We start from the raw sequence: 21,595 nt of genomic DNA, 5'->3' as shown, positions 1-21,595 counted from the left end.
CCTGAGGCCGGCACCCGGTCCGGAATGTCGCACACGGTGACGCGCCGGCGTCCGCGGATACTGCGTACCGCCCGGCAATCCTGGCGCAGCACCGGGCTCGGCCTGCGGCGGATGCCGGCCGCATTCCTCATCACCCTGCTGGCCGGGACCCTGCTGGAGTGCCTGCTGTTCGTCTCGCGTGTCGGCGCGAGCCCGGTGGCGGGTGGCATCGGTCCGGCCGCCATCGAGGTGCTGATGACCTCGATCGCGGTGAGCTTCGCCCGGTCGCTCATCGCTGCGCCGCTGGCCATCGCCATGCATCGCTTCGTGCTGCTCGGAGAGGGCACCGAGCTGCTGCCGCTACGCCCGGTCGGGCGCGTCGTGCGATTCACACTCTGGCTGACCGCGGTCGGGACGATCTCCGATGTCGGCCTGTTCCTGCTCGCCACCATGCCGGGACGCATCGTGCTCATCCCGGTCCTGCAGATCCTCGGCGTGGTGCTGGCGATCCGGCTGATCCTGGTGTTTCCGCAGGTAGCGCTCGGCGCCACCGGTCATCTTGCCCGCTGCAGCCTGTCGGCGACGCGATGGCAGTTCTGGAGGATCGGCACGGTCTCGGTGGTGACCATCCTGCCGATCGTCGCCGCCTCCCTGGGGATCATCCTGCTTGCCCACATGCTCACGCCCTCGCTGCCCTGGCTGCAAACGTCGCAGGGGGCGATCGCGGTCCTGGTCGGCCTGCTGACGCCGCTGGGCGTCGCGCTGGGAGCCTCGTCGGCGTCGTGGCTGTTCCTGGTCTACAACCGGACCGACCTGGCCCCGGCCGGCCTGGGCGAGATCATGCTACCGGCTCCTGACGGCACCGCCGATGCCGCTGCCGGCATCGGCGGGCAGGCGTACGTAACCCGAGAGCGACACGAGCATCAGTAGGGCGGCGGCCACGAAGGCCCAGTGGAAATCCGCCGTCGTGAAGGCGCGGCCATCCTCGTGCCGCAGCCAGGCCGCGCCACGCAGGCAGAGCGCGCCGAAGGCGATCCCCATGCCGATCATCATCTGGGTGACGGCGCTCTGCAGCGTCGAGGCCGGACCCTTCTGGCCGTCGTCGACGTCGGCGAACGCCAGCGTGTTGATGGTGGTGAACTGCATCGAGCGCCCGACGCCGTAGGCGAACAGCAGCACCAGCATGATCGGCAGCGGCGTGGCGGGCACCAGCGTGCCGAGTGCCAGGATGGCGCAGGCCGCGAAGACGCCGTTGCACAGCAGGGTGGTGCGGAAGCCGTACCGCCGCAGTACCGGCGTGGTGAACAGCTTCATGCCGAGGTTGCCGGTCGCGGTGGCCAGCAGCAGCAGCCCTGAACGGAACGGCGACAGGCCGAAGCCGATCTGGAACAGCAGCGGCGAGAGGTATGGCACCGCCTCAATCGCGGCGCGGTTCGCCGATCCCCACAATATGGTGGCCGAGTAGGTCGGCACCTTCAGCGCGCCCAGCGACAGCAGCGGATGGCGGCTGCCACGAAGATGCCGGACGGTGAGCACGCCGAGTCCCAGTCCGGCCAGGATCAGCAGCAGGGCCGGGCCAAGACGCTGGTCGCGATGGCTGGCCGCCTCGGTGCCGTACAGCAGCAGGCTGAGCGCCGCGCCGCTAAGCAGGAAGCCGGGCATGTCCAGCGGGCGGCGCCCCTCGGCGCGCTGCTGCGGCACGAACGCGATCACCGCCGCCAGCGCCGCGATGCCGAACGGCACGTTGAGGAAGAACACCCAGTGCCAGGAGGCGTAGGTGGTGATGAAGCCGCCGACCGAGGGGCCCACCACCGGCGCCACCACGCCCGGCCAGGTGATGGTCGAGATCGCCTGCATCATGCGGTGGCGCTCGGTGTTGCGCACCACGATCATGCGGCCGACCGGGACCATCATCGCGCCGCCGATGCCCTGCAGCACGCGGGCGGCGGTGAAGGAATACAGGCCGGGCGCAGAGCCGCACAGCACCGAGGCCACGGTGAACACCACCACCGCGGCGCCGAATACGGTGCGCGATCCCATCCGGTCGGCGACCCAGCCGCTGATCGGGATGAACACCGCCAGCGTCAGCATGTAGGCGGTCAGGCCCAGGCTGAGCTCGTTCGGGCCGACATGGAAATCATGCGCCATGCTGGGCAGCGCGGTCGCGATGATGGTGGTGTCGAGATATTCCATGAAGAATGTCGCCGCCACGATGAACGGCAACAGGCGCAGGTTGAAAGGCACCGGCGCCTCGCGTCCGGCGGAAAAGTCATTCATCAGGCAGCTACCTCCACGGCCGGCGCACCCAGCCTGGTCCGGTGCATGAAGCGCAGGCTGGCCACAACGGCAACGCAGCCGAGGGTGCAGCCGAGCCCGCCCCAGAGCCCAGGCACACCCAACCCGAAGCGGAAGGCGGCGAGCCTGCACAGCGGGTAGCCGATCAGCCAGTAGCAGGCGGTGGCAATCACCATTGGCACGGCGGTGTCGCCCAGTCCGCGCAGCGCACCGAGCGCCACCGCCTGCACCCCGTCGGCGATCTGGAACAGGGCGACGATGCCGAGCAGCGTGACGACGATCCGCAGCGCCGGGGCATTGGCCGGCTGCGCCGGATCCAGGTAGGCATGCGCGATCGTCTGCGGCAGGGCCAGCAGCAGCGCGCTGAGCACCCCCATCACCAGGACGCCGAGCCCGATCGCGACCAGGCCGCTGCGTCGCGCCTCGCGGGGCCGGCCCGCGCCGGTCCAGTAGCCGACGCGCACGTTCGTCGCCTGCGACAAGGCCAGCGGCAGCATGAAGGTGGTAGATGCGACGTTGAGCGCGATCTGGTGCGCCGCCAGCGCCGCCGGACCGAGCAGGCCAGCCATCAGCCCGGCGACCTGGAACAGCAGCACCTCGGCGGCGATGGTGAGCGCGATCGGCGCGCCGAGACGCAGCAGCAGGAGGCACTCGGTGAGCCGCGGCCGGAACGGGTGCAGCATGGCGCGCATCCCCGGGCGTCGCAGCAGCAGCAGACCGAGTATTCCGCCGGACAGGTAGAGCGTGAGCGTGGTCGCAAGCGCCGAGCCGACGAAGCCGAGACGCGGCAGCAGCCGCACCCCATGCAGCACGAGGCCGTGGATCAGGCCGTAATTGAGCAGGCCGTTGAGCAACGCCATCGCCGGCATCGTGCGCAGCAGCAGGCCGGCGGCACCAAGGGACGGCAGCACCGCGCGCATCAGTCCGAGCCCCACCAGCGCCCCGGGCGCGGCCCATCGCAGTACATCCAGGTAGCTTGCGACGTCGTGCGCCAGGACCGGAGGTTCGCCTAGCCGGTGCAGCAGCCAGCCGACCCGGTCCAGCAGCACGATCGACGGCAGGCTCATCAGCAGCGCCAGCAGCAGCGCCGAGGCGACGATCGCACCGGCACCGCCGGCGCCGGCTCCCGAAGTCTGCGAAATGCGAACGCTGGCGGCCATCTGCACCCCCTGCAGGACAACCATGAAGGTAAAGAACAGCCCGGCCCCGAGACCGCCCGCGGCCAGCGCGCCGGCGCCAAGGCCGCCGAGCAGGATGCTGTCGGTCATTCCCATCGCCATCTGCGACAGCAGCGAGACCGCGATCGGCAGGGCCAGCCGAAGCAGCGCGCCGGCATGTCCTGCGAGTGTCGGCGACCGGTCGCCCAGGTGACGCTCTGACAAGTCCAGCACTGTCAAGTCCGGGCGACCAGCCGCGCCTCGTCGAGCAGCATGGTCTCCTCGTTGTCGAGCTCGCGCTCGATTTCCTGCACCGCCTCGCTGTTGATCTCCTGGCTGCGCCACAGCTTCTGCAGCACGTCGCGGCGCGTGCGCAGCGCCCGCAGCCGTAGTGCCGCCGAGCGCCGGTGCCGGCGCAGCAGACTGTCGCGGTCCGGTCCATCCTCGAGTTCCGGGGCCCGCTCCAGCCGCGCCAGCCGCTCGAACTGCTCGGATAGCATCGCGTCGGCGATCTCCACCGCCTCGTCGTCGGTGGCGCGCTCGCGATATTGCTCGACCGCTGCGATGGCGGCCTGCGCCAGCGCCACCCGCGCGGCCTCGACCTCGCGCGGCAGCGGATCGGGGGTCTGCAGCCGGATATCGCGCAGCAGCACCGGCAGCAGCAGGCTGGCCAGCAGCAGCGAGCAGATGATCACCCCGGCGGCCTCGGTGACCAGCACGTCGCGATACGGGAAGCCCGCCTGGCCGTCGCCCGCGATCGGCAGCGACAGCACCGCCGCCAGGGTGATCGCGCCACGCACCCCGGCGACCGCCATGGCGGCGGTCACCCGGTGCTGCGGCCGGACGAATGCCTGGCTTCTGAGCCGCGCCCGCGCGATCCGCACCAGCAGCATCAGCCGGATCCAGAGCAGGCGCAGGCCGGTCAGCGACAGGGTGATGAGCACGATGGTAGCCGGCAGCCGCCACAAGGGCAGCCCGTGCTGGTGGCTGAGTGCGACCGCGTCGCGCACGATGCCGGGCAGCTGCACGCCCAGCAGCAGGAAGATGATGCCGTTGAACAGGAAGCTGATCATCGGCCACACCACGGCGTGGCTGGCGCGCAGCCGGCTGTTCAGCACGCGGTTGTTGTAGCGCTTCACCAGCAGGCCGGCGGCGACGGCGGCGAGGATGCCCGACACGTCGAGGCGATCGGCGACGATGTAGGCGGCGAAGGGCAGCAGCACGATCAGGGTGACGTGGGTGGCGGGCTCGTCGAGGTCGCGCGCCATCAGCCACTCGATGCCGCGCACCGTGATGAAGGCGAGCAGCAGCCCGACCGCGACCCCGCCCGCCGCCACCACCAGGAAGGTGAGGCCAGCCTGGGTCGCCGAGAAGTTGTGCGCCATGGCGGCGGCGACCGCGAAGCGGAAGCAGACCAGGCCGGTGGCATCGTTCAGCAGCGCCTCGCCGGACAGGATATGCAGCAGGCGGCGCGGCACGCCGCGTCCTTCCATCAGCGAACCGACCGCCACCGCGTCGGTGGGCGACAGCACCGCGGCGAGCGCGAAGGCGGCGGCCAGCGGCACCTCGGGCTGCAGCCAGTGGATGAACCAGCCGCAGCCCAGCGTGCTGAACAGCACCAGCCCAAGGGCGAGGGCCAGGACGATGCCCTGCAGCCGGCGCAGCTCGCGCAGCGGGATCAGGTAGGCGTCGGCGAACAGCAGCGGCGGGATGAACAGCAGCATGAACACTGCCGGATCGAGCCGCAGGCCGTGTCCGGACAGCCCGATCAACGCCCCGAAGCCGATCTGCAGCAGCGGCAGCGGCAACGGCAGCCGCGAGGCGCGCGACAGCAGGCTGCTGACCGTGGTGGCCAGCATCAGCAGCAGGGTGGTGATCGCGACGTGCATGCGGGCAGGGTATAATGGGAAACCCGATACGCCGCCGAGGCCTGCTGTTGCACGCAGGGCCGCCCTGACGCAGAAAGCGCGCATGTCCCGCTCCGCGTCGCCAATCCTGAGGCTGCATGACAGCCTGACCCGCGGCGAGGTGCCGTTCGTGCCGCTCGATCCGGAGCATGTGCGGGTCTATTATTGTGGGCCGACGGTCTACGACCTCGCCCATATCGGCAACCTGCGCGCCATGGTCGCGGCCGACATCCTGGTGCGGCTGCTGCGCCGGCTCTACCCGCGCGTGACCTTTGTCCGCAACATCACCGACGTGGACGACAAGATCAACGCCCGCGCCCGCGAGTGCGGCATCGCCATCGACGAGCTGACGGCGCGGACCACGGCGGATTTCCACGCCGACCTCGCCGCGATCGGCAATCTAGCACCCGACCACGAGCCGCGCGCGACCCGTCACGTGGGCGAGATGATCGCCCTGATCCAGGGCCTGATCGGCGCGGGCCACGCCTATGCCGCCGAGGGCCACGTGCTGTTCTCGGTGGCGAGTTTCCCCGACTATGGCAGGCTGTCCGGGCGCGATCCGGAGGAACTGCTGGCCGGCGCCCGGGTCGAGGTGGCGCCGTACAAGCGCGATGCCGGCGACTTCGTGCTGTGGAAGCCCTCGACGCCGGACCTGCCGGGCTGGGACAGCCCGTGGGGGCGCGGGCGTCCGGGCTGGCATATCGAATGCTCGGCGATGGCGCACGAATATCTCGGCGGCAGCTTCGACATCCATGGCGGCGGCAGCGACCTGCTGTTCCCGCACCACGAGAACGAGCGCGCGCAGAGCCTGTGCGGCTATCCCGGCACCGGCTTCGCCAACGTCTGGCTGCACAACGCCATGCTGCTGGTCGACGGCGAGAAGATGTCCAAGAGCCTCGGCAATTTCCACACCGTCCGCGAGATCCTCGACGAGGCGCCGGCCGAGGCGCTGCGCCTGCTGCTGCTCGGCACCCACTACCGCTCGGTGCTGAACTTCACGCGCCCGGGCCTGTCGGAGGCGCGTCGCACGTTGGACCGGTTCTACCGTGCGCTGGAACGTCACGAGGCGGTTCCGACCACGCCGGGCGATCTGCCGGAGGCGTTCCTGGGAGCCATGTGCGACGACCTCAACACGCCGCTCGCGATATCGGTGCTGCATGGGCTGGCGGATGCCGCGCTGGCCGGCGACGCGCGGGCGGCGGCCGGCCTGCGTGAAGCCGGCGCCCTGATCGGCCTGCTCGGCGAGGCGCCGCACGACTGGTTCCGGCAGGGCGGCAGCCAGGACGCCGACGCCGCCGTCGAGGCGCTGATCGCCGAGCGCATCGCAGCCCGCAAGAGCCGCGACTTCGCACGCGCCGACGCCATCCGTGGCGAGCTGTCGGGGCAGGGGATCGTGCTGGAGGATAATCCGACCGGAACGACATGGCGCCGCGCCTGATGGCCCGGCCATGACGGGTTGGCCATGACGGGCAGGGACGGCGGCGCCGACCTCGCGCCGATCGGCAACAGTCCGGTGGTGATCCTGGTGCGTCCGCAGCTCGCCGAGAATGTCGGTGCGGTGGCGCGCGCGATGGCCAATGGCGGCCTGTTCCACCTGCGCCTGGTGAAGCCCCGCGACGGCTGGCCGCAGGAGCGCGCCTGGCGCTCGGCGTCCGGGGCCGACCGCATCCTCGATGCCGCCTCGGTGCACGAGGATGTCGACGGCGCGGTCGCCGACCTGCACCACGTGTTCGCCACCTGTCCACGACCGCGTCATATCGTGAAGCCGGTGCTGACCGCGCGTGGCGGCGCCGCCGAGCTGCGTGCCATCACCGGCCGGGGCCTCGGCTGCGGCATCCTGTTCGGTCCGGAGCGCGCCGGCCTCGATAACGACGACATGGCCCGCGCCGACGCGCTGATCCGCTATCCGCTGAACCCGGGCTTCATGTCGCTCAACCTGGCGCAGGCGGTGATGATCATGGCCTACGAATGGTGGATGGCCGATGACGGCACGCCGCCGCGCACGCTGATGACCAACGAGAGCCATATCGCCAACAAGGGCGAGCTGGAGAACTTCATCCGCCACCTCACCGCCGAGCTCGACGAGTGCGGCTTCCTGCGCAACGAGCAGAAGCGCCCCGGCATGGTGCGCAACCTGCGACACCTGTTCGAGCGTGGCGAGGTCACGCAGCAGGAGTTGCGCACCTTGCACGGCGTGGTCACCGAACTGGCGCTGGGCCGCAAGATACGCGGACGCGACGAGACTTCCTGAGCCGATGCCGGCTCCGGGAAGCCGGGGCCGTCACGAAGCCGGCGTGGTCTCCACCAGCTCGACGCGGTGCCCGCCCAGCCGGGTGAACAACTCGCCGCGGCAGGTCAGCACCAGGATCTGCATGCGCGACGCCGCCTGGGTCAGCAGGTCGAACATCCGCTCCAGGCGGTCGCGGTCCGAATAGGCCAGGGCGTCGTCCAGGATCACCATCGCCGGCTTGCCGCGATCGAGCAGCATGTCGGCGAAGGCAAGGCGGGACAGCACCGCGATCTGCTCCTGGGTGCCATCCGACAGCCGGTCGACCGCATCGTCGGTGCTGCCGCCACGGCCCAGCCCGGTGATGCGGAATTCCTCGTCGCAGGTGACGCTGGTGCCGGGGAACAGGCCGCGCAGGTAGGGCGTGATGCGCGCCGCCACCGGCGCCATGTAGCGTTCCTTGGCCTCGCGCTCGCTGGCGATGAGGGTATCGCGCAGCAGCGTCAGCACCTCGGCTTCCGCCTGCAGCCCCTCGTACTCGCGCCGCAGGTCGTCGCAGGCGGTGGCGGCGGTGGCGATCTGCTCGTCGATGCCGGCGCCTTCCTGCTGCTGGATCCGGCTCTGCAGCACCGCGATGTCCTGCTGCAGGCGCCGCACCGCGTCGCGCTGCTGCACGATCGCCTGCTCGTAGCGCTGGATGCGCGCATTGACGGCGTCCAGCGTGTCGGCGGGCTGTTCGCCCACGGCCCGCGCCGCCAGCTCGCGCTGCCTCTCGAGGGCCTGCGCCGACTGCGCCAGCCGGTCCGCCAGCGCCGCGTCCGGCTCCTCCCCGGCTGCCTCGGCAATCTCGCGCTGCAGCCTCGCCACGCTCTCGCGCACGGCCTCCAGCGACGCGCTCTGCCCGGCCAGGGTCTCGAAGCAGCGCAGCCGCCGGGCCTGAGGGGCCGAAAGCGCCGCCCGAGCGCCCTGCGTCATCTCGGTTGCCGCCGTCTCCGACGCCTGCGCCGTCCGCAGCTCCGCCTCGGCGATCTCCGGAGCCGGCACCGATGCCATCTCCACTTCGGACAGCTCGGCGGCGAGCCGGCTGCGCGACGCCTGCAGGTGGTTGCGCAACGGATCAAGACCGGCCGCGAGGCCGTGGCCAGGGTCGGCCGGCGTCTGCAGCGCGAGTTCGCCGCGCGCGTGCGCCAGCCGCTGCTCGCAGCTGTGCCGGCGCTGCAGCCGTCGCTCGGCATCGTCCGCGTCCGATGCGCCGATCGCCGCCAGCGCCGCGCGCAGGTGCTCGACCGACTGCGCGATGGCGTCCTGCATCCTGTCGCGGTCGCGTATCGCCGGGCTGATGCGCAGGCGGCCGTAACCGGGGATGATGATCTCGGCAGGCTCTACCAGGCGGCGCGCCGAGCGTCCCGGAGTGGCCGCCTCGCCGTCGACCAGCAGGCCGGTCGCGCCCGGCTCGAGCTCGAACTCGATCAGGGTGGCCTGCGCATCGAGCACTGCCCGCGACCGCTGCTCCTCGCGCGCCGCGGCGTGCACCGCCTGCACCGCAGCCGCATCCACGCGCATGGCGGCAAGTTCGCCGGCAAGCTCGTTGACCACCGCCTGCGCCGCCTCGGCCCGCTGCAGCCGGTCCCCAAGCGCCGTCATCGCCGCCGCCCGCAGCGCCAGCTCGGACACCGTGCGGGCCTGCCGCAGCCTGAGCATCGCCGCCGTCCCGGCCTGTACCGCCAGCTCAAGCGACGCCGAGGCCTGCGCCAGCGCTTCGTCGGCAGAAGCCAATTCCGCCTGCGCTTCCGCCACCACCGCCTGCAGGCGCGCCGCCTCGGCGATCGCCTGGGCCAGGGTCTCGCCGCGCTGCTGCCGGCGCAGGGTCTCGGCCATCGCCGCCTGCTGCCGCCCCTCGGCGAGGTTCAGGTCGGTCAGGGCCTGCCGGCGCAGATCCTCGTAGCGCAATACCGCATCGCGCCGTCGCCGCGCCTCCGACAGGTCGGCTTCCAGCCGCGCCGCCTCGTCGGCATCGCTGGCGGCGGCGAGCGTGCGGCGTTGGCGCTGCAGGGCGTCGAGATCGTCATCCAGTTGCCGCCGCCGCTCGATCAGTGCCTGCTGGGTATCCTCGGCCTGGGTGAGCAGGCCGGAGATCTCCTTGTAGCGGCCCCGTGGCCGGCCGTTGCCGTCGAGCAGGCGGCCCAGTTCGGCGCGGGCGTCGGCGAGCAGCGCCTGGCCGCGCGCACCGCCGGTCAGCGTGCCGAGCTCGGTCTCCAGGCAGGCATGGATGGTCGCCCGTGCGAGGTCGTTCAGTTCCGGCTGCCGCACAGACTCCCGCTGCGCCACCCACAGCGCGCCCCACATCCCGGCATCCTCCGCCTTGGCGCCCTGCTTGCCGGGCGGGCGAAAGCCGAGCAGAGCCTGCAGCGCCTCCTCCGCGGCGTCGCCCTCGTGGCGAATGCCGTCCGGCAGCGTGAGGCGCGCATACGGCTCGCGGTGCAGGAAGCGCTTCTCGATCCGGTGCAGGCCGCCCGCCCATTCGAAGCCGAGCGCCACCACCGGAGAGGTCTTGCCGCGCCAGTGCTGCATGCTGCGCACCGCCGCCGCGTTCGAACTGTGCCGCTCGAACAGCACCCCGCGTATGGCGTCGAGCAGGGTCGACTTGCCGAACTCGTTCGGCGCCGACAGCACGTTCATGCCGTCCGCGAGGCCCTCGATCCGGACCGGGCGGTCGAACTTGCGGAAGCCAGTGAGTTCGAGCGATCGGATCCTCACGCGCCGGCCTCCGTCTCGCCCGCGCGTCGCATGTGCAGCACATACAGCCGCTGCAGCGCCTGCGCCGCGATGCCCCTGCGCAGTTCGGCCGGATCGGCCGCCATCCGCGCCAGCCGTTCGGCGGCGACACGCACGAAGCCGCCCTGGTCGATCGCCTCCAGGTCGGCGGTCGACGGCTCCGGCTGCAGGCGGCCGTCGTCGAGCCGCAGGGCGCGCAAGGCGCTGGCGGCGTCGCCCCGGATGCGGCGCTCGTAGGCCTCGCGCGCCGCCAGGGACAGCGCCCCCTCGACCCGCAGGCTGACCAGCAGCGTGCTGAGGTCGGGCTGCAGGTTGCGCAGCCTGGTCTCGAGCAGGTCGATGTCGGTGATGGAGTGCAGCGTCGCGGCCTCCCGCCGCCATTTGAAGCGCCCGACGCGGTGCCGGGTGACGTCCGGCAGCGCGCGCGGACCGTCGATCTGCACCAGCAGCGCCTCGCCGCCGCCCCAACCCCCGGTATCGAAGGCGTCGACCTCCGGGGTGCCGGAATACCAGCTCCGGCTGCCGGTATCCCCGCTTCCGAAGCACTGGCCGCCGTGCCAGTCCCCCAGGGCGAGGTAGGCCAGCCCGGCGCGATCGGCGCGATCGAAGGCGATCAGGTTGTGTGTGGTGCTGTCCTCGGCGCCGAACTGGCGCAGCGAACCATGCGCGAGACCGAGCCGGATTGCGCCCTCCGGGGTCGCGATGGCGTCCATGCCGGCGGTCGGGTCACCCAGCGCATGCCGCCTGGTGAGTACCACAGGCACCAGGACGGCATCGCCGACCGCCTGCGCCTGCGGGGCGAGATGCAGATGCACGTTCGGCGGCACGCCGGCGCGCTGCAGCCGGTCCCACGGGCCGTTCGGCGTGTGCGGGTCGTGGTTGCCCGGGATCAGATGCCATTCGAGCGTCGGAAACTGCCGCATGCGCTCGATCGGCTGCCGCAGCGTGCGGTCGCTGGGGTCCGCCACGTCATAGACGTCGCCGGCCACCAGCACAGCCGTCGCACCCTGCGCCTGGGCGAGCCGGCCGAGCCTGCCGATCACCTCGAGCCGTTCGTCGTGCAGCACCGCCCGCGTGGCATCGTCGGCGAAGCCGAATGCCTTGCCGATCTGCCAGTCCGAAGTGTGCAGGAACCGCATCCGCCAATCTTCCGCCTAAGCCAGGCCCGGTCGCCCGCGCGTGTCGGCGCCCGAGTCGCAACCCGGAATGCCAGGCCACGTCATTACCCTATCATCCCCTTCGCTTCTCATCATGGAGAGCCACATGCCGTTGGACAGTACCGGAAGCGGCCGGCCGGAGCGGCGCCCCGAGCCACGCAACGTTCTCGGCGGGACGCTGCAGACCTGCTCGATGCAGCCGCTCACCGGCTTCCACCGGGATGGTTGCTGCGCCACCAGCGCCGCCGATCTGGGCAGCCACACGGTCTGTGCGATCGTGACCGCCGAGTTCCTCGCCTTCAGCGGTGCGCGCGGCAACGATCTCGGCACGCCCATGCCGGCCTTCGGCTTTCCCGGCCTGCAGCCTGGTGATCGCTGGTGCCTGTGCGCGCCGCGCTGGCAGGAAGCGTTCCTCGCCGGCAAGGCGCCGCAGGTAGTGCTCGAGGCGACCGAGATCGGCGCGCTCGAGCATTGCGAGCTCGACGACCTCAAGCGGCACCAGGCCACCGGAGCATGACCATGGAGTATCGCAACCTCGGCCGCAGCGGCCTGATGGTGTCGCCGCTCTGCCTCGGCACCATGATGTTCGGCGGCGCCACCAGCGAGGCGGACAGCGCCCGCATCGTCGCCCGGGCGCACGACCAGGGCATCAACTTCATCGACACCGCCGACGTCTACAATGCCGGCGAGAGCGAGCGCGTGGTCGGGCGCGCCATCGCCCACGCCCGCGACTGGTGGATCCTGGCCACCAAGCTTGCCAACCCCACGGGCGAAGGGCCGAACGCGCGCGGCCTCTCGCGTCGCTATGCCTTCACCGCGGTCGAGGCCAGCCTGAGGCGGCTCGGCACCGAAGTCATCGACATCCTGTACCTGCACAAGGAGGACCATGCGACGCCGCTCGAGGAGGTGGTGGGCGCCATGGCAGACCTGGTGCGTTCCGGCCGCATCCGGCATTTCGGGGTGTCCAACCATCGCGCCTGGCGGGTCGCGGAGATCGCGCGGCTATGCGACGCAGCCGGCATCGGTCGCCCGGTGGTGAGCCAGCCCTACTACAACGCGCTCAACCGGATGCCCGAGGTCGAGCACCTGCCGGCCTGCGCGCATCTGGGCCTCGGCGTCTTTCCATACAGTCCGCTGGCGCGTGGCGTGCTGACCGGGAAATACAAGCCGGGTGCCGCGCCGGACGAGGGCAGCCGCGCCGGGCGGCAGGACAAGCGCATGATGGAGACCGAGTGGCGCGAGGAGAGCCTGCTGGCCGCACAGGAGATCGCGGCGCACGCCAGGGTGCGTGGCATCACGCCCGGCCAGTTCGCCACCGCCTGGGTGCTGAACAACCGGCTGATTACCGGCGCCATCGCCGGACCCCGCACCCTGGAGCAGTGGGAGGACTATGCCGGCGCGCTGGACTACCGCTTCACCGGTGAGGACGAGGCCCTGGTCGACCGCCTGGTGACGCCGGGACATCCCTCGACGCCCGGCTACAACGATCCCGCCTACCCGCTCGAGGGACGCATCCCCCGTGGCTGACACCAGACCGAAGCTGATGCTCAGTCGCGACTGAACGGGAACAGCAGCCGGATCCGGGTCCCGGCACCGGGACGGCTGTCGATCTGCATCCGGCCGCCGGCCTTGTCGACGAAGTCCAGGGCCACGAACAGCCCGACCCCGCTGCTGAGGGCGGCATCCTTTGTGGTGAAGAACAGCTCCGTTGCCCGTTCGACCACTTCCGGCAGCATTCCTGGTCCCTCGTCCTCGATGACCAGTTCCACTGCCCCCTGGCCATTGAACAGCTGGGTCTCCTCCGCCAGCGTCAACCGGGCCGTCCGGATGACGATGCGTCCGCCCGCCGGCATCGCATCCACGGCGTTGCGTATCAATTCGACCATGACCCGCTCGAGCTGGTCCGGATCGAGTCGCACCGGGGCCGGCGCAGCCTGCAGGGCGAGCTCGATCGGCATCCGGGGCCCGAAGTTCCGGGCCAGCCGGTCCGCCATGCCGCGCATCGCCTGGTTGAGGTCGAGCGCCCGGTCGTGGCTCTCCTGCCGGCTGGACAGCGACAACAGCTGGCCAGCCAGCATGCCGGCACGCTGCGCGCCCCAGCCGGCACGTTCGAGATGGCGGCGCTGCAGGTCGTCGGCAACACGCGCGGTCGCAAGCTCGACACTGCCCAGGATCACCGTCATCAGGTTGTTGAACTCGTGCGCGACGCCCGACGAGAGGGCGCCAATGCTCTCGATGCGGCGGGACTGGCGCCGTATCATCTCGCGGTGCTCGCTGACGTCGATCTGGCTGGCAAAGAAATACAGGAGCGCACCGTCCTCCGCAAAGACCGGGCTTATGTGGAGTGCGTTCCAGAAGCCGGAGCCGTCGCGCCGGTAGTTGTACAGCTCCTCGGTGATCGCGCGGCGCTCGCGGATCGCCGAGCGTATGCGTGCGACCGCCGCGGGATCGGTGTCCGGGCCCTGCAGGAACCGGCAGTTGCGGCCGAGCACTTCATCGTTCGCATATCCCGTCTGGGTGCTGAAGGCGGCGTTGGCTTCCACGATCGGGCAGTCGGGCTGGGTGGGATCGGCGAACACCATCGGCGTACGGGTCTTTCGGAATGCCGTCTCGAAGATGGGCTGCTGCAGCGCCAGGCGCACCGACTTCGAGGTCGTTGCCCGTGCGGGAACTCCATCAGGCCGGGCTCCGTGACCATTGGTTTCATGAGCCGGGGGCCCTGATCGACGTTCGTTCATCGCCCGCTGCGTCACCCATCCTGGACCGGACCGCCGCCCTGGCAGCTACCACGCAACTTCCACGCGGGGCAGTGGCGGCGGTTCGTCCGGTCCGGCAAAATTGAAGCCTGGCCCAGCGGAGACGGGGTCACCCACGGGCCCCACTGAGCTGCAGCGTGTAGTAGAGAGCGGTCATCATCGAGAACGCGACCAGGTAGAGCATGCTGGCCGCAACCATGTTGACCGCAGGACCAGAGCCGCGCAGCCACATGGCGTTCTGCATCGGCGATGCGCCGCGCAGGCATATCGCCAGCAGCGTGGCGATGATCGGGACGTGCCCGACGCTGTCGAGGCGGCCGAATTCCGGGATCGCGCTGACGAAGACCATCATGAATGCCAGCGCCGCGACCCGCAGCAGGCCGCGACCGATCACCAGGTAGAAGGCCAGGCTGAACTCTACGAAGCCCGCGACGACGATCACGCTCGCGACCGGCAGGCCGGCCGTGATGTCCGGATGCAGCAGCAGGATCTGCGCCGTCCATTGCGGATACAGGAACTTCTCGATCGCGGTCCACATCAGGCTGAACCCGAGCGCCCCGGTGAGCACCGGCAGTCGCGCCGCCCGCCAGCGACCGGTCGTATCACTCAGCCCGAGATAGAAGACGAAGCCGAGAAAATAAACGTAGTCGGTCATGTGGAACAAACCGTAGCGGACGATCCCGAGGCCAAACAGCAAGGCCAGCAGCAGTGCCGCGATCGGGCAGGTGCGGCGCCAGAGCACCAGTATGGCGATCGCGATCTGCATCGTGCCGACGAGGTGGTCGCGATCCAGTAGTTCCGGAGTGAGGATGGCGCCGGCATGGCCCCAGGGGACCACTGCGGCGCGGTTCCAAAGGGAGAGGCAGTAGAGGCCGACGCCGCCTCGCACGAGCAGATCCTCGACCTTGCGCAGCCCCGCGCCGGATGACAGCGAACGCGGCCAGACGCGCGCGATCCAGCCATCGGCATAGACGCCTGCAGCCACCAGGAGGAGGAAGCCGCTCCCGATCTGCACGAAGAATACCGAGACGACATGATGCAGGCCGAGCGGAGGGCTGGATACGTCGACGATGGTGCAGAACCATTTCACATGAGCAAGGGCAGGCTCCGGCTGCGATGCGATCGCCAGCACCGCCCCTGCAAGCAGCGCCAGCGCGCAGGTCCGTCGGCTCGTAATCGGCACGGCACCATCCCAGCGTGTCGTCGAGTTACGACGGCGCCGGGCTGGCGGATGCAAGACGCCCCGGGCGAGCCGCTGATCGAGTTGCGGTTCGTCCGGGGCGGGGGAGCAAGGCTCAGCCAGATCGATCGGCTAGAGCAAGTCTACCGGCTCGAGACGAGCCGGCCTTGTTCTAGTAGTCCATGTCACCCATGCCGCCGCCCTGCGGTGCGGACGGCGTGCGCTTCTCGGGCCGCTCGGCGACCATCGCCTCGGTGGTGATGAGCAGGCCCGCAACCGATGCCGCATTCTGCAGGGCCACCCGCACCACCTTGGTCGGATCGATGATGCCGGCCGCGATCATGTCCTTGAACACGCCGGTCTGCGCGTCATAGCCGTAGCTGTACTCGGCATTCTCCAGGATCTTGCCGCCGATCACCGCGCCATCCTCGCCGGCATTGGCCGCGATCTGCCGCAACGGCGCCTGCACCGCGCGGCGCACGATCTCGATGCCGACCTTCTGGTCCTCGTTGTCGGACTTCAGGCTGGCCAGGATCTGGCTCGCCCGCGCCAGCGCCACGCCGCCACCCGGCACGATGCCCTCCTCGACGGCGGCGCGCGTTGCATGCAGGGCATCGTCGACGCGATCCTTGCGCTCCTTCACCTCGACCTCGGTGGAGCCACCGACGCGGATCACGGCGACGCCGCCGGCGAGCTTCGCCAGCCGCTCCTGCAGTTTCTCGCGATCGTAGTCCGACGTGGTCTCCTCGACCTGCGCGCGGATCTGCTCGCAGCGGCCCTTGATCAGGTCGGGGGCGCCGGCACCCTCGATGACGGTGGTGTTCTCCTTCTCGATCAGCACCCGCTTTGCGCGACCGAGCATGTCGAGCGTCACGTTCTCAAGCTTGATGCCGAGATCCTCGGAAATCACCTGGCCGCCGGTCAGGACCGCGAGATCCTCAAGCATAGCCTTCCTTCGGTCACCAAAGCCCGGCGCCTTCACGGCCGCGACCTTGAGGCCGCCGCGCAGCTTGTTGACCACCAGGGTGGCGAGCGCCTCACCCTCGACATCCTCGGCGATGATCAGCAGCGGACGCCCGGACTGCACCACGGCTTCCAGCAACGGCAGTAGCACCTGCAGACCCGCCAGCTTCTTTTCGTGGATCAGGATGTACGGGTTGTCGAGATCGACCGTCATCTTCTCGGCGTTGGTGATGAAGTACGGGCTCAGGTAGCCGCGGTCGAACTGCATGCCCTCGACCACCTCGAGCTCGGTCTCCATGCCCTTGGCTTCCTCGACGGTGATGACACCCTCGTTGCCGACCTTCTGCATCGCCTGGGCGATCATGCGCCCGATATCGGCCTCGCCGTTGGCCGAGATGGTGCCGACCTGGGCGGTCTCCGCCTCGGTGGTGATCTTGCGGGTGCGCTTGGCAAGTTCCTCGACCAGGGCTGCCACCGCCTTGTCGACGCCGCGCTTGAGGTCCATCGGCGCCATGCCGGCGGCCACCGCGCGGCCACCCTCGCGCACGATCGCCTGCGCCAGCACGATCGCCGACGTGGTGCCGTCACCGGCGATGTCGTTGGTCTTGCTGGCGACCTCGCGCACCATCTGCGCGCCCATGTTCTCGAACTTGTCGGAGAGCTCGATCTCCTTGGCGACGGTGACGCCGTCCTTGGTGATGCGCGGTGCGCCGTAGCTCTTGTCGATCACCACGTTGCGGCCCTTGGGTCCGAGCGTGACCTTCACCGCATCGGCCAGAATATCCACGCCGCGCAACATGCGGCTGCGAGCGTCGTCGCCGAAGCGTACGTCCTTGGCTGCCATTGTCTGTGCTTCCTATTTCGCGATCAGGCGACTTTTGCGAGGGCGTGCGGCCCCTCGATGACGCCGAGGAGATCGCTCTCCTTCATGATCAACAGGTCCTCGCCGTCGATCTTGACCTCGGTCCCGGACCATTTGCCGAACAGCACCCGGTCGCCGGCATGGACATCGAGGGCAACGATCGCCCCGGCCTCGTTGCGCGCGCCGGGGCCCGCCGCCACGATCTCGCCCTCCACCGGCTTCTCCTTGACGGTGTCGGGAATGATGATGCCGCCGGCGGTCTTCTCCAGCGCGGTGATCCTGCGAACCACGACGCGGTCGTGCAGCGGGCGAAATGTCATGCGGGATAATCCTTGTTGACGCTGATGCCACGACGTTGCCGCCCCCGGGGCTGCTCCGATGAGCCGCTCCGGGGCCCTGCTGGTGGACGCGGTCGAAGCGTGCGCATCCGGCCGTGACTGCGGCCTGGAACGGGCGGTACACCCGGTCATGCGGCACGCCTATCCTTCCTGCCTGCAGGCCGTTCGCCAACCATCGGAAACTACTCAGGCGGCTGTTAACCGGGCTTTAAACCGACACGGCTAGGCTGCGCCGCATGCAGATCGATGGCAAAGCTCCGGCCGGTCCCGTCGCCCGCGCGATCGCCGCGATTGGGAGCCGGTGGGTCGCGCTGCGGGCCGGTCTGTCGCTGCCGGTGAACGATCCGGATCTGGCGCTGTCGCAACTTGCCGCCTTCTCGCGGCAGATCCCGGTCCTGTATGCGATCCTGATCGTCAATACCGCGCTGCTTGCCGCGACGCACGTGCATCGTGCGCCGATATTCCTCGCCGTGGTGATCCCGCTGGTCGGCTGCACCGCCTGCGCCGTCCGGGTCGTGGTCTGGCTGCGGCGATCGCGCCGCGAGATAGACGGGTGCGAGGCGGTCCGGCAGCTGCGTAGCACACTCAGGCTGGTAGCGGTCCTCGGCATGGGCTTCACCGCCTGGTCGCTCAGCCTGTTCCCGTACGGCAACGCCTATGCGCAATGCCACGTCGCCTTCTACATGGCGATCACCGTGATCAGCTGCATCTTCTGCCTGATGCACCTTCGCAGCGCGGCCCTGCTGCTGACCGCGATCGTGATCGTTCCGTATGCAATCTTCTTCTGCCTGACGATGAATCCGGTCTTCGTGGCAGTCGCTGTCAACCTGCTGCTGGTGACGGCGGGGATGGTCTTCATCCTGCTGCGGAACTACTCGGACTTCGCGAGGCTCATCGTTTCGCAGCGCCAGCTGGTCGCGCGGCAGGCGGAAACCCAGCGCCTGAGTGACGAGAACTTCATCCTCGCCAACCTCGACAGCCTGACCGGGCTGCCCAACCGGCGCCGCTTCCTTGCCGACCTGGACCGCGTGCTGGCGGAGGCGGCGCGGTCGGGCACGCGCTTCGCGGTGGCGCTCTGCGACCTGGACGGGTTCAAGGGCGTCAACGACGTGCACGGGCATGCCAGGGGCGACCAGCTGCTGGCGGAAGTCGGTGAGCGCCTGCGCAAGCTCGCCGGACCCTCGGTACTGCTGGCCAGGCTCGGTGGCGACGAGTTCGGCACCATCCTGATGGGAAATCCGACCGACGACGAGATCCTCGCCTTCGGGGAGCGGCTGTGCGCGCTGCTGCAGGGTCCCTATCTCGCGCCGGATATCCTGGCGGAGGTGGCGGCGTCCGCGGGCCTGGTGTCGTATCCGGATGGCGCCTCGACCGCGACCCAGCTGTTCGAGCGGGCCGACTACGCCCTCTACAATTCCAAGCAGTGCCGCAACGGCAGGGCGGTGATGTTCAACCGGGAGCACGGCATCCGCATACGCGAAACCAGCAGGATCGAGCAGGCGCTCCGGCACGCGGACCTGGGAAGCGAGATGTGGCTGGTCTACCAGCCGATACGCAACGTGCCTGAGCGTCGAACCATCGGCTACGAGGCGCTGGCGCGATGGCGGAGCCCGACCCTTGGTCTGGTCAGTCCCGCGATCTTCATTCCGGTCGCCGAGCAGGCCCGGCAGATCGGCCGGTTGACCGAGATGCTGCTCGCAAGGGCCCTGCAGGCCGCCGCGGCCTGGCCGGAGACGCTGTCCCTCTCGTTCAACCTGTCGGCTCTCGATGTGGGCTCGAACGCCACCATGGCTGCGGTGCGGAAGATCGTCCGGAGCAGCGGCGTGGCACCCCGCCGGATCGAGTTCGAGATCACCGAGACGGCGGTGATGCGCGATTTCGAGCAGGCGGCGGAGGCGTTGCGCACCCTTCGCGAGCTTGGCACCCGGGTGGCCCTGGACGATTTCGGCACCGGCTTTTCCAGCCTGAGCCACGTGCATCGCCTCAAGCCGGACAAGATCAAGATCGACCGCAGCTTCGTGACCGACATCACAACCAGCGGGTCGGCGCGTGGGATCGTCAGCACGATCGCCGACATGTGCCGCAATCTCGGGCTCGAATGCGTCGCCGAAGGGGTCGAGACCGAGGCGCAGCTCGAACTGCTGCTTTCGCTCGGCTGCTCGCTGATCCAGGGCTATCTGATCGGGCCGCCGCGCGACGGCCCGGACCTGGGCGAGCCTGGCCTGCGTGGCGAGATGGCGCCGGACCGGCCCAGCGCCGCGCTGCTACCGGCTTGACGATCGGGCCGACCGGTCAGCGATGACGGCGGAAGCCGCCATGTATGCTGGAGTGGTGGCGGTAGCTGGCATGCATCGCGCGACTGACCCCGCCGGCGTGGCGGATGCGTCGCATCGCCATCGCCTGCCGCACGACCGGCCTGAAGACCGGGCGATAGACCGGCCGTGGCACCGCGGTCAGCGCATCCAGGGTCAGCTTGCGCGCCTCGTAGTCGGTGACCACGTGCTGCGCCTTGGCGGGGAAGGTGGAGAGGCCGGATACGACCCCGATGCCGATCAGGGCGCAGATCGCAATCAAGCGTAACGACATTCTGTCTCTCCGGTCCGGCAAGCAGCCGCGCCTCGATAGCTGGGCGCATGGCGGCAGCTCTTGCCGTGCATACCGCAGGACTACGACAGGCGGGCGTCCGAGGTAAAGCATCCCGAGACCCGACATTGCCGGATCAGGGCCGAACCTCCACGCAGTGCTGGATGGCATCGGCGAGACAGAGGGTGGTGGTTGCGGTAAGCGGCACCATCTGGCGGATCATCAGGCAGCCGATCAGGTAGCCGAAGATCAGGGCAGCCCGCTGTTCACGTTCCGCGCCTTCCAGCATGTCGACCAGCCTCTGGGTGGCGAGCTGCCGCACCTGGTCCACAACCAGGTCCTGCACGCCGATGCTGGCGATCGAGTGCAGCAGGATCATCAGGCTGGACCCGCCGGGCAGGTCGCGTGCCACGTCCGGGTCGGCGAGCATGAACGCGGCCAGCCGCTCGCCGAGGTTGGAAATGTCGCCATCCAATGGGTTGGCGGCGTGCCCGGCTTCGGCCAGCAGTTCGCTGAACAGCAGCGCCTTTGAACCGAAGTAGCGGTTGATCAGCGCCGGCGCGACACCGGCGCGATCGGCGATCTCGCGGACATTGACGTGGTCGTAGCTCTTGCGGGCGAACCAGTAGGCGCCCGCTTCAAGCAGCGTCGTCCGGGTCGTCGCGGCATTGCGGCCGGCGACCCGTCCGAGCGCGTGTGGCGCTAGGTTGCCCATGGCGCCACCGGCCGGTCAGGCCGACGCGGAAGCGGAGGCCGAAGCCGGCACGACGCCATGCTCGGCCAACAGGCTTTCGAGTTCCCCGGACTGGTACATCTCGGTGACGATGTCGCAGCCGCCGACCAGTTCACCCTTGACGTAGAGCTGCGGGATGGTCGGCCAGTTGGAGAATGCCTTGATGCCATCGCGCAGGCCGGCATCCTCGAGCACGTTCGCGGTCTGGAACGGGACCTTCATGTGCGACAGGATCTGCACCACGCGGGCCGAGAACCCGCATTGCGGAAACATCGCGTCGCCCTTCATGTAGAGCATCACCGGGTTGGCGTTGATCTCGCTGCGGATGCGATCGAAGACGGCGTCGGACATCTGATAATTCCTCGTGGTCGGCAAGCTTGTCGCAACCGGTATCCAGGAAGCGGATACCCGGCCTGCTTCAGGCGGCAGGAGCATTCGTCTGCAGGGCCAGGGCGTGCAGGGTACCACCCATATGCCCCTGCAGGGCGGCATATATCATCTGGTGCTGCTGCAGGCGCGAACGGCCGCGAAAGGCTTCGCTCACCACCTTGCAGGCGTAATGGTCGCCGTCGCCCGCGAGATCCTCGATCGTGACGCTGGCATCCGGCAGTGCGGCCCGGATCAGCGTCTCGATCTCGTTGGCAGCCATCGGCATGAGGTTGGTTCCCTGTCAGTCAAGGCTA

General features: G+C 69.5%; 19 protein-coding genes. 6 read left to right on the top strand and 13 right to left on the bottom strand.

Annotated features, from left to right (window positions below):
* The first annotated feature begins 36 nt into the window (after window positions 1–36).
* Window positions 37–909, top strand: a complete 873-nt coding sequence (locus FE263_RS03805) for a hypothetical protein (protein WP_138324577.1) — start codon at window positions 37–39, stop codon at window positions 907–909.
* On the opposite strand, the gene FE263_RS03800 is transcribed toward FE263_RS03805, so the two are convergent.
* Genes FE263_RS03800 through FE263_RS03790 form a run of 3 tightly spaced genes read right to left on the bottom strand, consistent with a single transcriptional unit; the run spans window position 823 to window position 5,404 of the window.
* Complete coding sequence (locus tag FE263_RS03800) at window positions 823–2,256, bottom strand: MFS transporter (RefSeq protein WP_138324576.1); 1,434 nt, start codon at window positions 2,254–2,256, stop codon at window positions 823–825. The two genes, FE263_RS03805 and FE263_RS03800, sit on opposite strands and share 87 nt — an antisense overlap.
* Window positions 2,256–3,665 (bottom strand): MATE family efflux transporter, encoded by a 1,410-nt coding sequence (locus tag FE263_RS03795; RefSeq protein WP_205880243.1) that lies wholly within the window; start codon window positions 3,663–3,665, stop codon window positions 2,256–2,258. Before FE263_RS03795 ends, FE263_RS03800 begins: the two co-directional genes overlap by 1 nt.
* Before the next feature lie 2 nt (window positions 3,666–3,667).
* On the bottom strand, window positions 3,668–5,404 hold the full coding sequence (locus FE263_RS03790; protein WP_138324575.1) for a Na+/H+ antiporter: 1,737 nt from the start codon (window positions 5,402–5,404) through the stop codon (window positions 3,668–3,670).
* Between FE263_RS03790 and cysS the strand changes: the two genes are divergently transcribed.
* Both cysS and FE263_RS03780 read left to right on the top strand, forming a co-directional pair.
* Complete coding sequence (gene cysS / locus FE263_RS03785) at window positions 5,403–6,776, top strand: cysteine--tRNA ligase (RefSeq protein ID WP_138324574.1); 1,374 nt, start codon at window positions 5,403–5,405, stop codon at window positions 6,774–6,776. The genes FE263_RS03790 and cysS overlap by 2 nt on opposite strands.
* A 24-nt stretch (window positions 6,777–6,800) precedes the next feature.
* Window positions 6,801–7,589 (top strand): RNA methyltransferase, encoded by a 789-nt coding sequence (locus FE263_RS03780; RefSeq protein WP_138324573.1) that lies wholly within the window; start codon window positions 6,801–6,803, stop codon window positions 7,587–7,589.
* A gap of 30 nt (window positions 7,590–7,619) precedes the next feature.
* On the opposite strand, the gene FE263_RS03775 is transcribed toward FE263_RS03780, so the two are convergent.
* A complete protein-coding gene (locus FE263_RS03775; protein WP_138324572.1) occupies window positions 7,620–10,322 on the bottom strand; it encodes an AAA family ATPase in 2,703 nt (900 codons plus the stop codon).
* Window positions 10,319–11,479, bottom strand: coding sequence for a metallophosphoesterase family protein (locus FE263_RS03770; protein WP_138324571.1), 1,161 nt, complete (start codon window positions 11,477–11,479; stop codon window positions 10,319–10,321). Before FE263_RS03770 ends, FE263_RS03775 begins: the two co-directional genes overlap by 4 nt.
* 124 nt (window positions 11,480–11,603) lie before the next feature.
* Here FE263_RS03770 and FE263_RS03765 point away from each other — a divergent pair, with 124 nt between their 5' ends.
* Both FE263_RS03765 and FE263_RS03760 read left to right on the top strand, forming a co-directional pair.
* Window positions 11,604–12,014, top strand: a complete 411-nt coding sequence (locus FE263_RS03765) for a DUF2237 family protein (protein WP_138324570.1) — start codon at window positions 11,604–11,606, stop codon at window positions 12,012–12,014.
* A gap of 2 nt (window positions 12,015–12,016) precedes the next feature.
* Entirely contained in the window at window positions 12,017–13,024 is a 1,008-nt protein-coding gene (locus FE263_RS03760; RefSeq protein WP_138324569.1) for an aldo/keto reductase, read from the top strand.
* A gap of 20 nt (window positions 13,025–13,044) precedes the next feature.
* Here the strand turns inward: FE263_RS03760 and FE263_RS03755 are convergent, their stop codons facing one another.
* The 4 genes from FE263_RS03755 to FE263_RS03740 all read right to left on the bottom strand — a co-directional run bounded on the left by FE263_RS03755 (window position 13,045) and on the right by FE263_RS03740 (window position 17,578).
* Window positions 13,045–14,139 carry a PAS domain-containing protein gene (locus tag FE263_RS03755; protein WP_171033912.1) on the bottom strand — a complete coding sequence of 365 codons (1,095 nt, stop codon included), beginning with the start codon at window positions 14,137–14,139 and terminating at the stop codon, window positions 13,045–13,047.
* Window positions 14,140–14,362: 223 nt separating this feature from the next.
* On the bottom strand, window positions 14,363–15,436 hold the full coding sequence (locus FE263_RS03750) for a hypothetical protein (RefSeq protein WP_138324567.1): 1,074 nt from the start codon (window positions 15,434–15,436) through the stop codon (window positions 14,363–14,365).
* Window positions 15,437–15,605: 169 nt separating this feature from the next.
* Window positions 15,606–17,240 (bottom strand): chaperonin GroEL, encoded by a 1,635-nt coding sequence (gene groL / locus FE263_RS03745; RefSeq protein ID WP_138324566.1) that lies wholly within the window; start codon window positions 17,238–17,240, stop codon window positions 15,606–15,608.
* Window positions 17,241–17,263: 23 nt separating this feature from the next.
* Complete coding sequence (locus tag FE263_RS03740; RefSeq protein WP_138324565.1) at window positions 17,264–17,578, bottom strand: co-chaperone GroES; 315 nt, start codon at window positions 17,576–17,578, stop codon at window positions 17,264–17,266.
* A 254-nt stretch (window positions 17,579–17,832) separates the two neighbouring features.
* On the opposite strand from FE263_RS03740, the gene FE263_RS03735 reads away from it, so the two are divergent.
* Window positions 17,833–19,872 carry a putative bifunctional diguanylate cyclase/phosphodiesterase gene (locus FE263_RS03735; RefSeq protein WP_138324564.1) on the top strand — a complete coding sequence of 680 codons (2,040 nt, stop codon included), beginning with the start codon at window positions 17,833–17,835 and terminating at the stop codon, window positions 19,870–19,872.
* A 16-nt stretch (window positions 19,873–19,888) separates the two neighbouring features.
* Here the strand turns inward: FE263_RS03735 and FE263_RS03730 are convergent, their stop codons facing one another.
* From FE263_RS03730 to FE263_RS03715, 4 genes are all read right to left on the bottom strand, one after another.
* Window positions 19,889–20,182, bottom strand: a complete 294-nt coding sequence (locus FE263_RS03730) for a hypothetical protein (RefSeq protein ID WP_138324563.1) — start codon at window positions 20,180–20,182, stop codon at window positions 19,889–19,891.
* A gap of 133 nt (window positions 20,183–20,315) precedes the next feature.
* Window positions 20,316–20,894: a TetR/AcrR family transcriptional regulator gene (locus tag FE263_RS03725; RefSeq protein ID WP_138324562.1), complete on the bottom strand. Its 579-nt coding sequence runs from the start codon at window positions 20,892–20,894 to the stop codon at window positions 20,316–20,318.
* A gap of 15 nt (window positions 20,895–20,909) precedes the next feature.
* Entirely contained in the window at window positions 20,910–21,263 is a 354-nt protein-coding gene (grxD, locus tag FE263_RS03720; RefSeq protein WP_138324561.1) for a Grx4 family monothiol glutaredoxin, read from the bottom strand.
* A 67-nt stretch (window positions 21,264–21,330) separates the two neighbouring features.
* Complete coding sequence (locus tag FE263_RS03715) at window positions 21,331–21,567, bottom strand: BolA family protein (protein ID WP_138324560.1); 237 nt, start codon at window positions 21,565–21,567, stop codon at window positions 21,331–21,333.
* Window positions 21,568–21,595 lie beyond the last annotated feature (28 nt).

This window comes from Lichenicoccus roseus, from assembly GCF_005844085.1.
GTDB lineage: Bacteria > Pseudomonadota > Alphaproteobacteria > Acetobacterales > Acetobacteraceae > Lichenicoccus > Lichenicoccus roseus.
The sequence above is the reverse complement of the archived record's forward strand: the minus strand, read 5'-3'. Positions and strand labels throughout refer to the sequence as shown.

What these genes read in the sequence shown, in the direction of transcription:
- FE263_RS03725 (WP_138324562.1), bottom strand. Translation starts at nt 20,894, where the DNA reads ATGGGCAACCTAGCGCCACACGCGCTCGGACGGGTCGCCGGCCGCAAT.
- FE263_RS03740 (WP_138324565.1), bottom strand. Translation starts at nt 17,578, where the DNA reads ATGACATTTCGCCCGCTGCACGACCGCGTCGTGGTTCGCAGGATCACC.
- FE263_RS03730 (WP_138324563.1), bottom strand. Translation starts at nt 20,182, where the DNA reads ATGTCGTTACGCTTGATTGCGATCTGCGCCCTGATCGGCATCGGGGTC.
- FE263_RS03770 (WP_138324571.1), bottom strand. Translation starts at nt 11,479, where the DNA reads ATGCGGTTCCTGCACACTTCGGACTGGCAGATCGGCAAGGCATTCGGC.
- grxD (WP_138324561.1), bottom strand. Translation starts at nt 21,263, where the DNA reads ATGTCCGACGCCGTCTTCGATCGCATCCGCAGCGAGATCAACGCCAAC.
- FE263_RS03780 (WP_138324573.1), top strand. Translation starts at nt 6,801, where the DNA reads ATGACGGGCAGGGACGGCGGCGCCGACCTCGCGCCGATCGGCAACAGT.
- FE263_RS03790 (WP_138324575.1), bottom strand. Translation starts at nt 5,404, where the DNA reads ATGCGCGCTTTCTGCGTCAGGGCGGCCCTGCGTGCAACAGCAGGCCTC.
- FE263_RS03735 (WP_138324564.1), top strand. Translation starts at nt 17,833, where the DNA reads ATGCAGATCGATGGCAAAGCTCCGGCCGGTCCCGTCGCCCGCGCGATC.
- FE263_RS03800 (WP_138324576.1), bottom strand. Translation starts at nt 2,256, where the DNA reads ATGAATGACTTTTCCGCCGGACGCGAGGCGCCGGTGCCTTTCAACCTG.
- groL (WP_138324566.1), bottom strand. Translation starts at nt 17,240, where the DNA reads ATGGCAGCCAAGGACGTACGCTTCGGCGACGACGCTCGCAGCCGCATG.
- FE263_RS03715 (WP_138324560.1), bottom strand. Translation starts at nt 21,567, where the DNA reads ATGCCGATGGCTGCCAACGAGATCGAGACGCTGATCCGGGCCGCACTG.
- cysS (WP_138324574.1), top strand. Translation starts at nt 5,403, where the DNA reads ATGTCCCGCTCCGCGTCGCCAATCCTGAGGCTGCATGACAGCCTGACC.
- FE263_RS03760 (WP_138324569.1), top strand. Translation starts at nt 12,017, where the DNA reads ATGGAGTATCGCAACCTCGGCCGCAGCGGCCTGATGGTGTCGCCGCTC.
- FE263_RS03765 (WP_138324570.1), top strand. Translation starts at nt 11,604, where the DNA reads ATGCCGTTGGACAGTACCGGAAGCGGCCGGCCGGAGCGGCGCCCCGAG.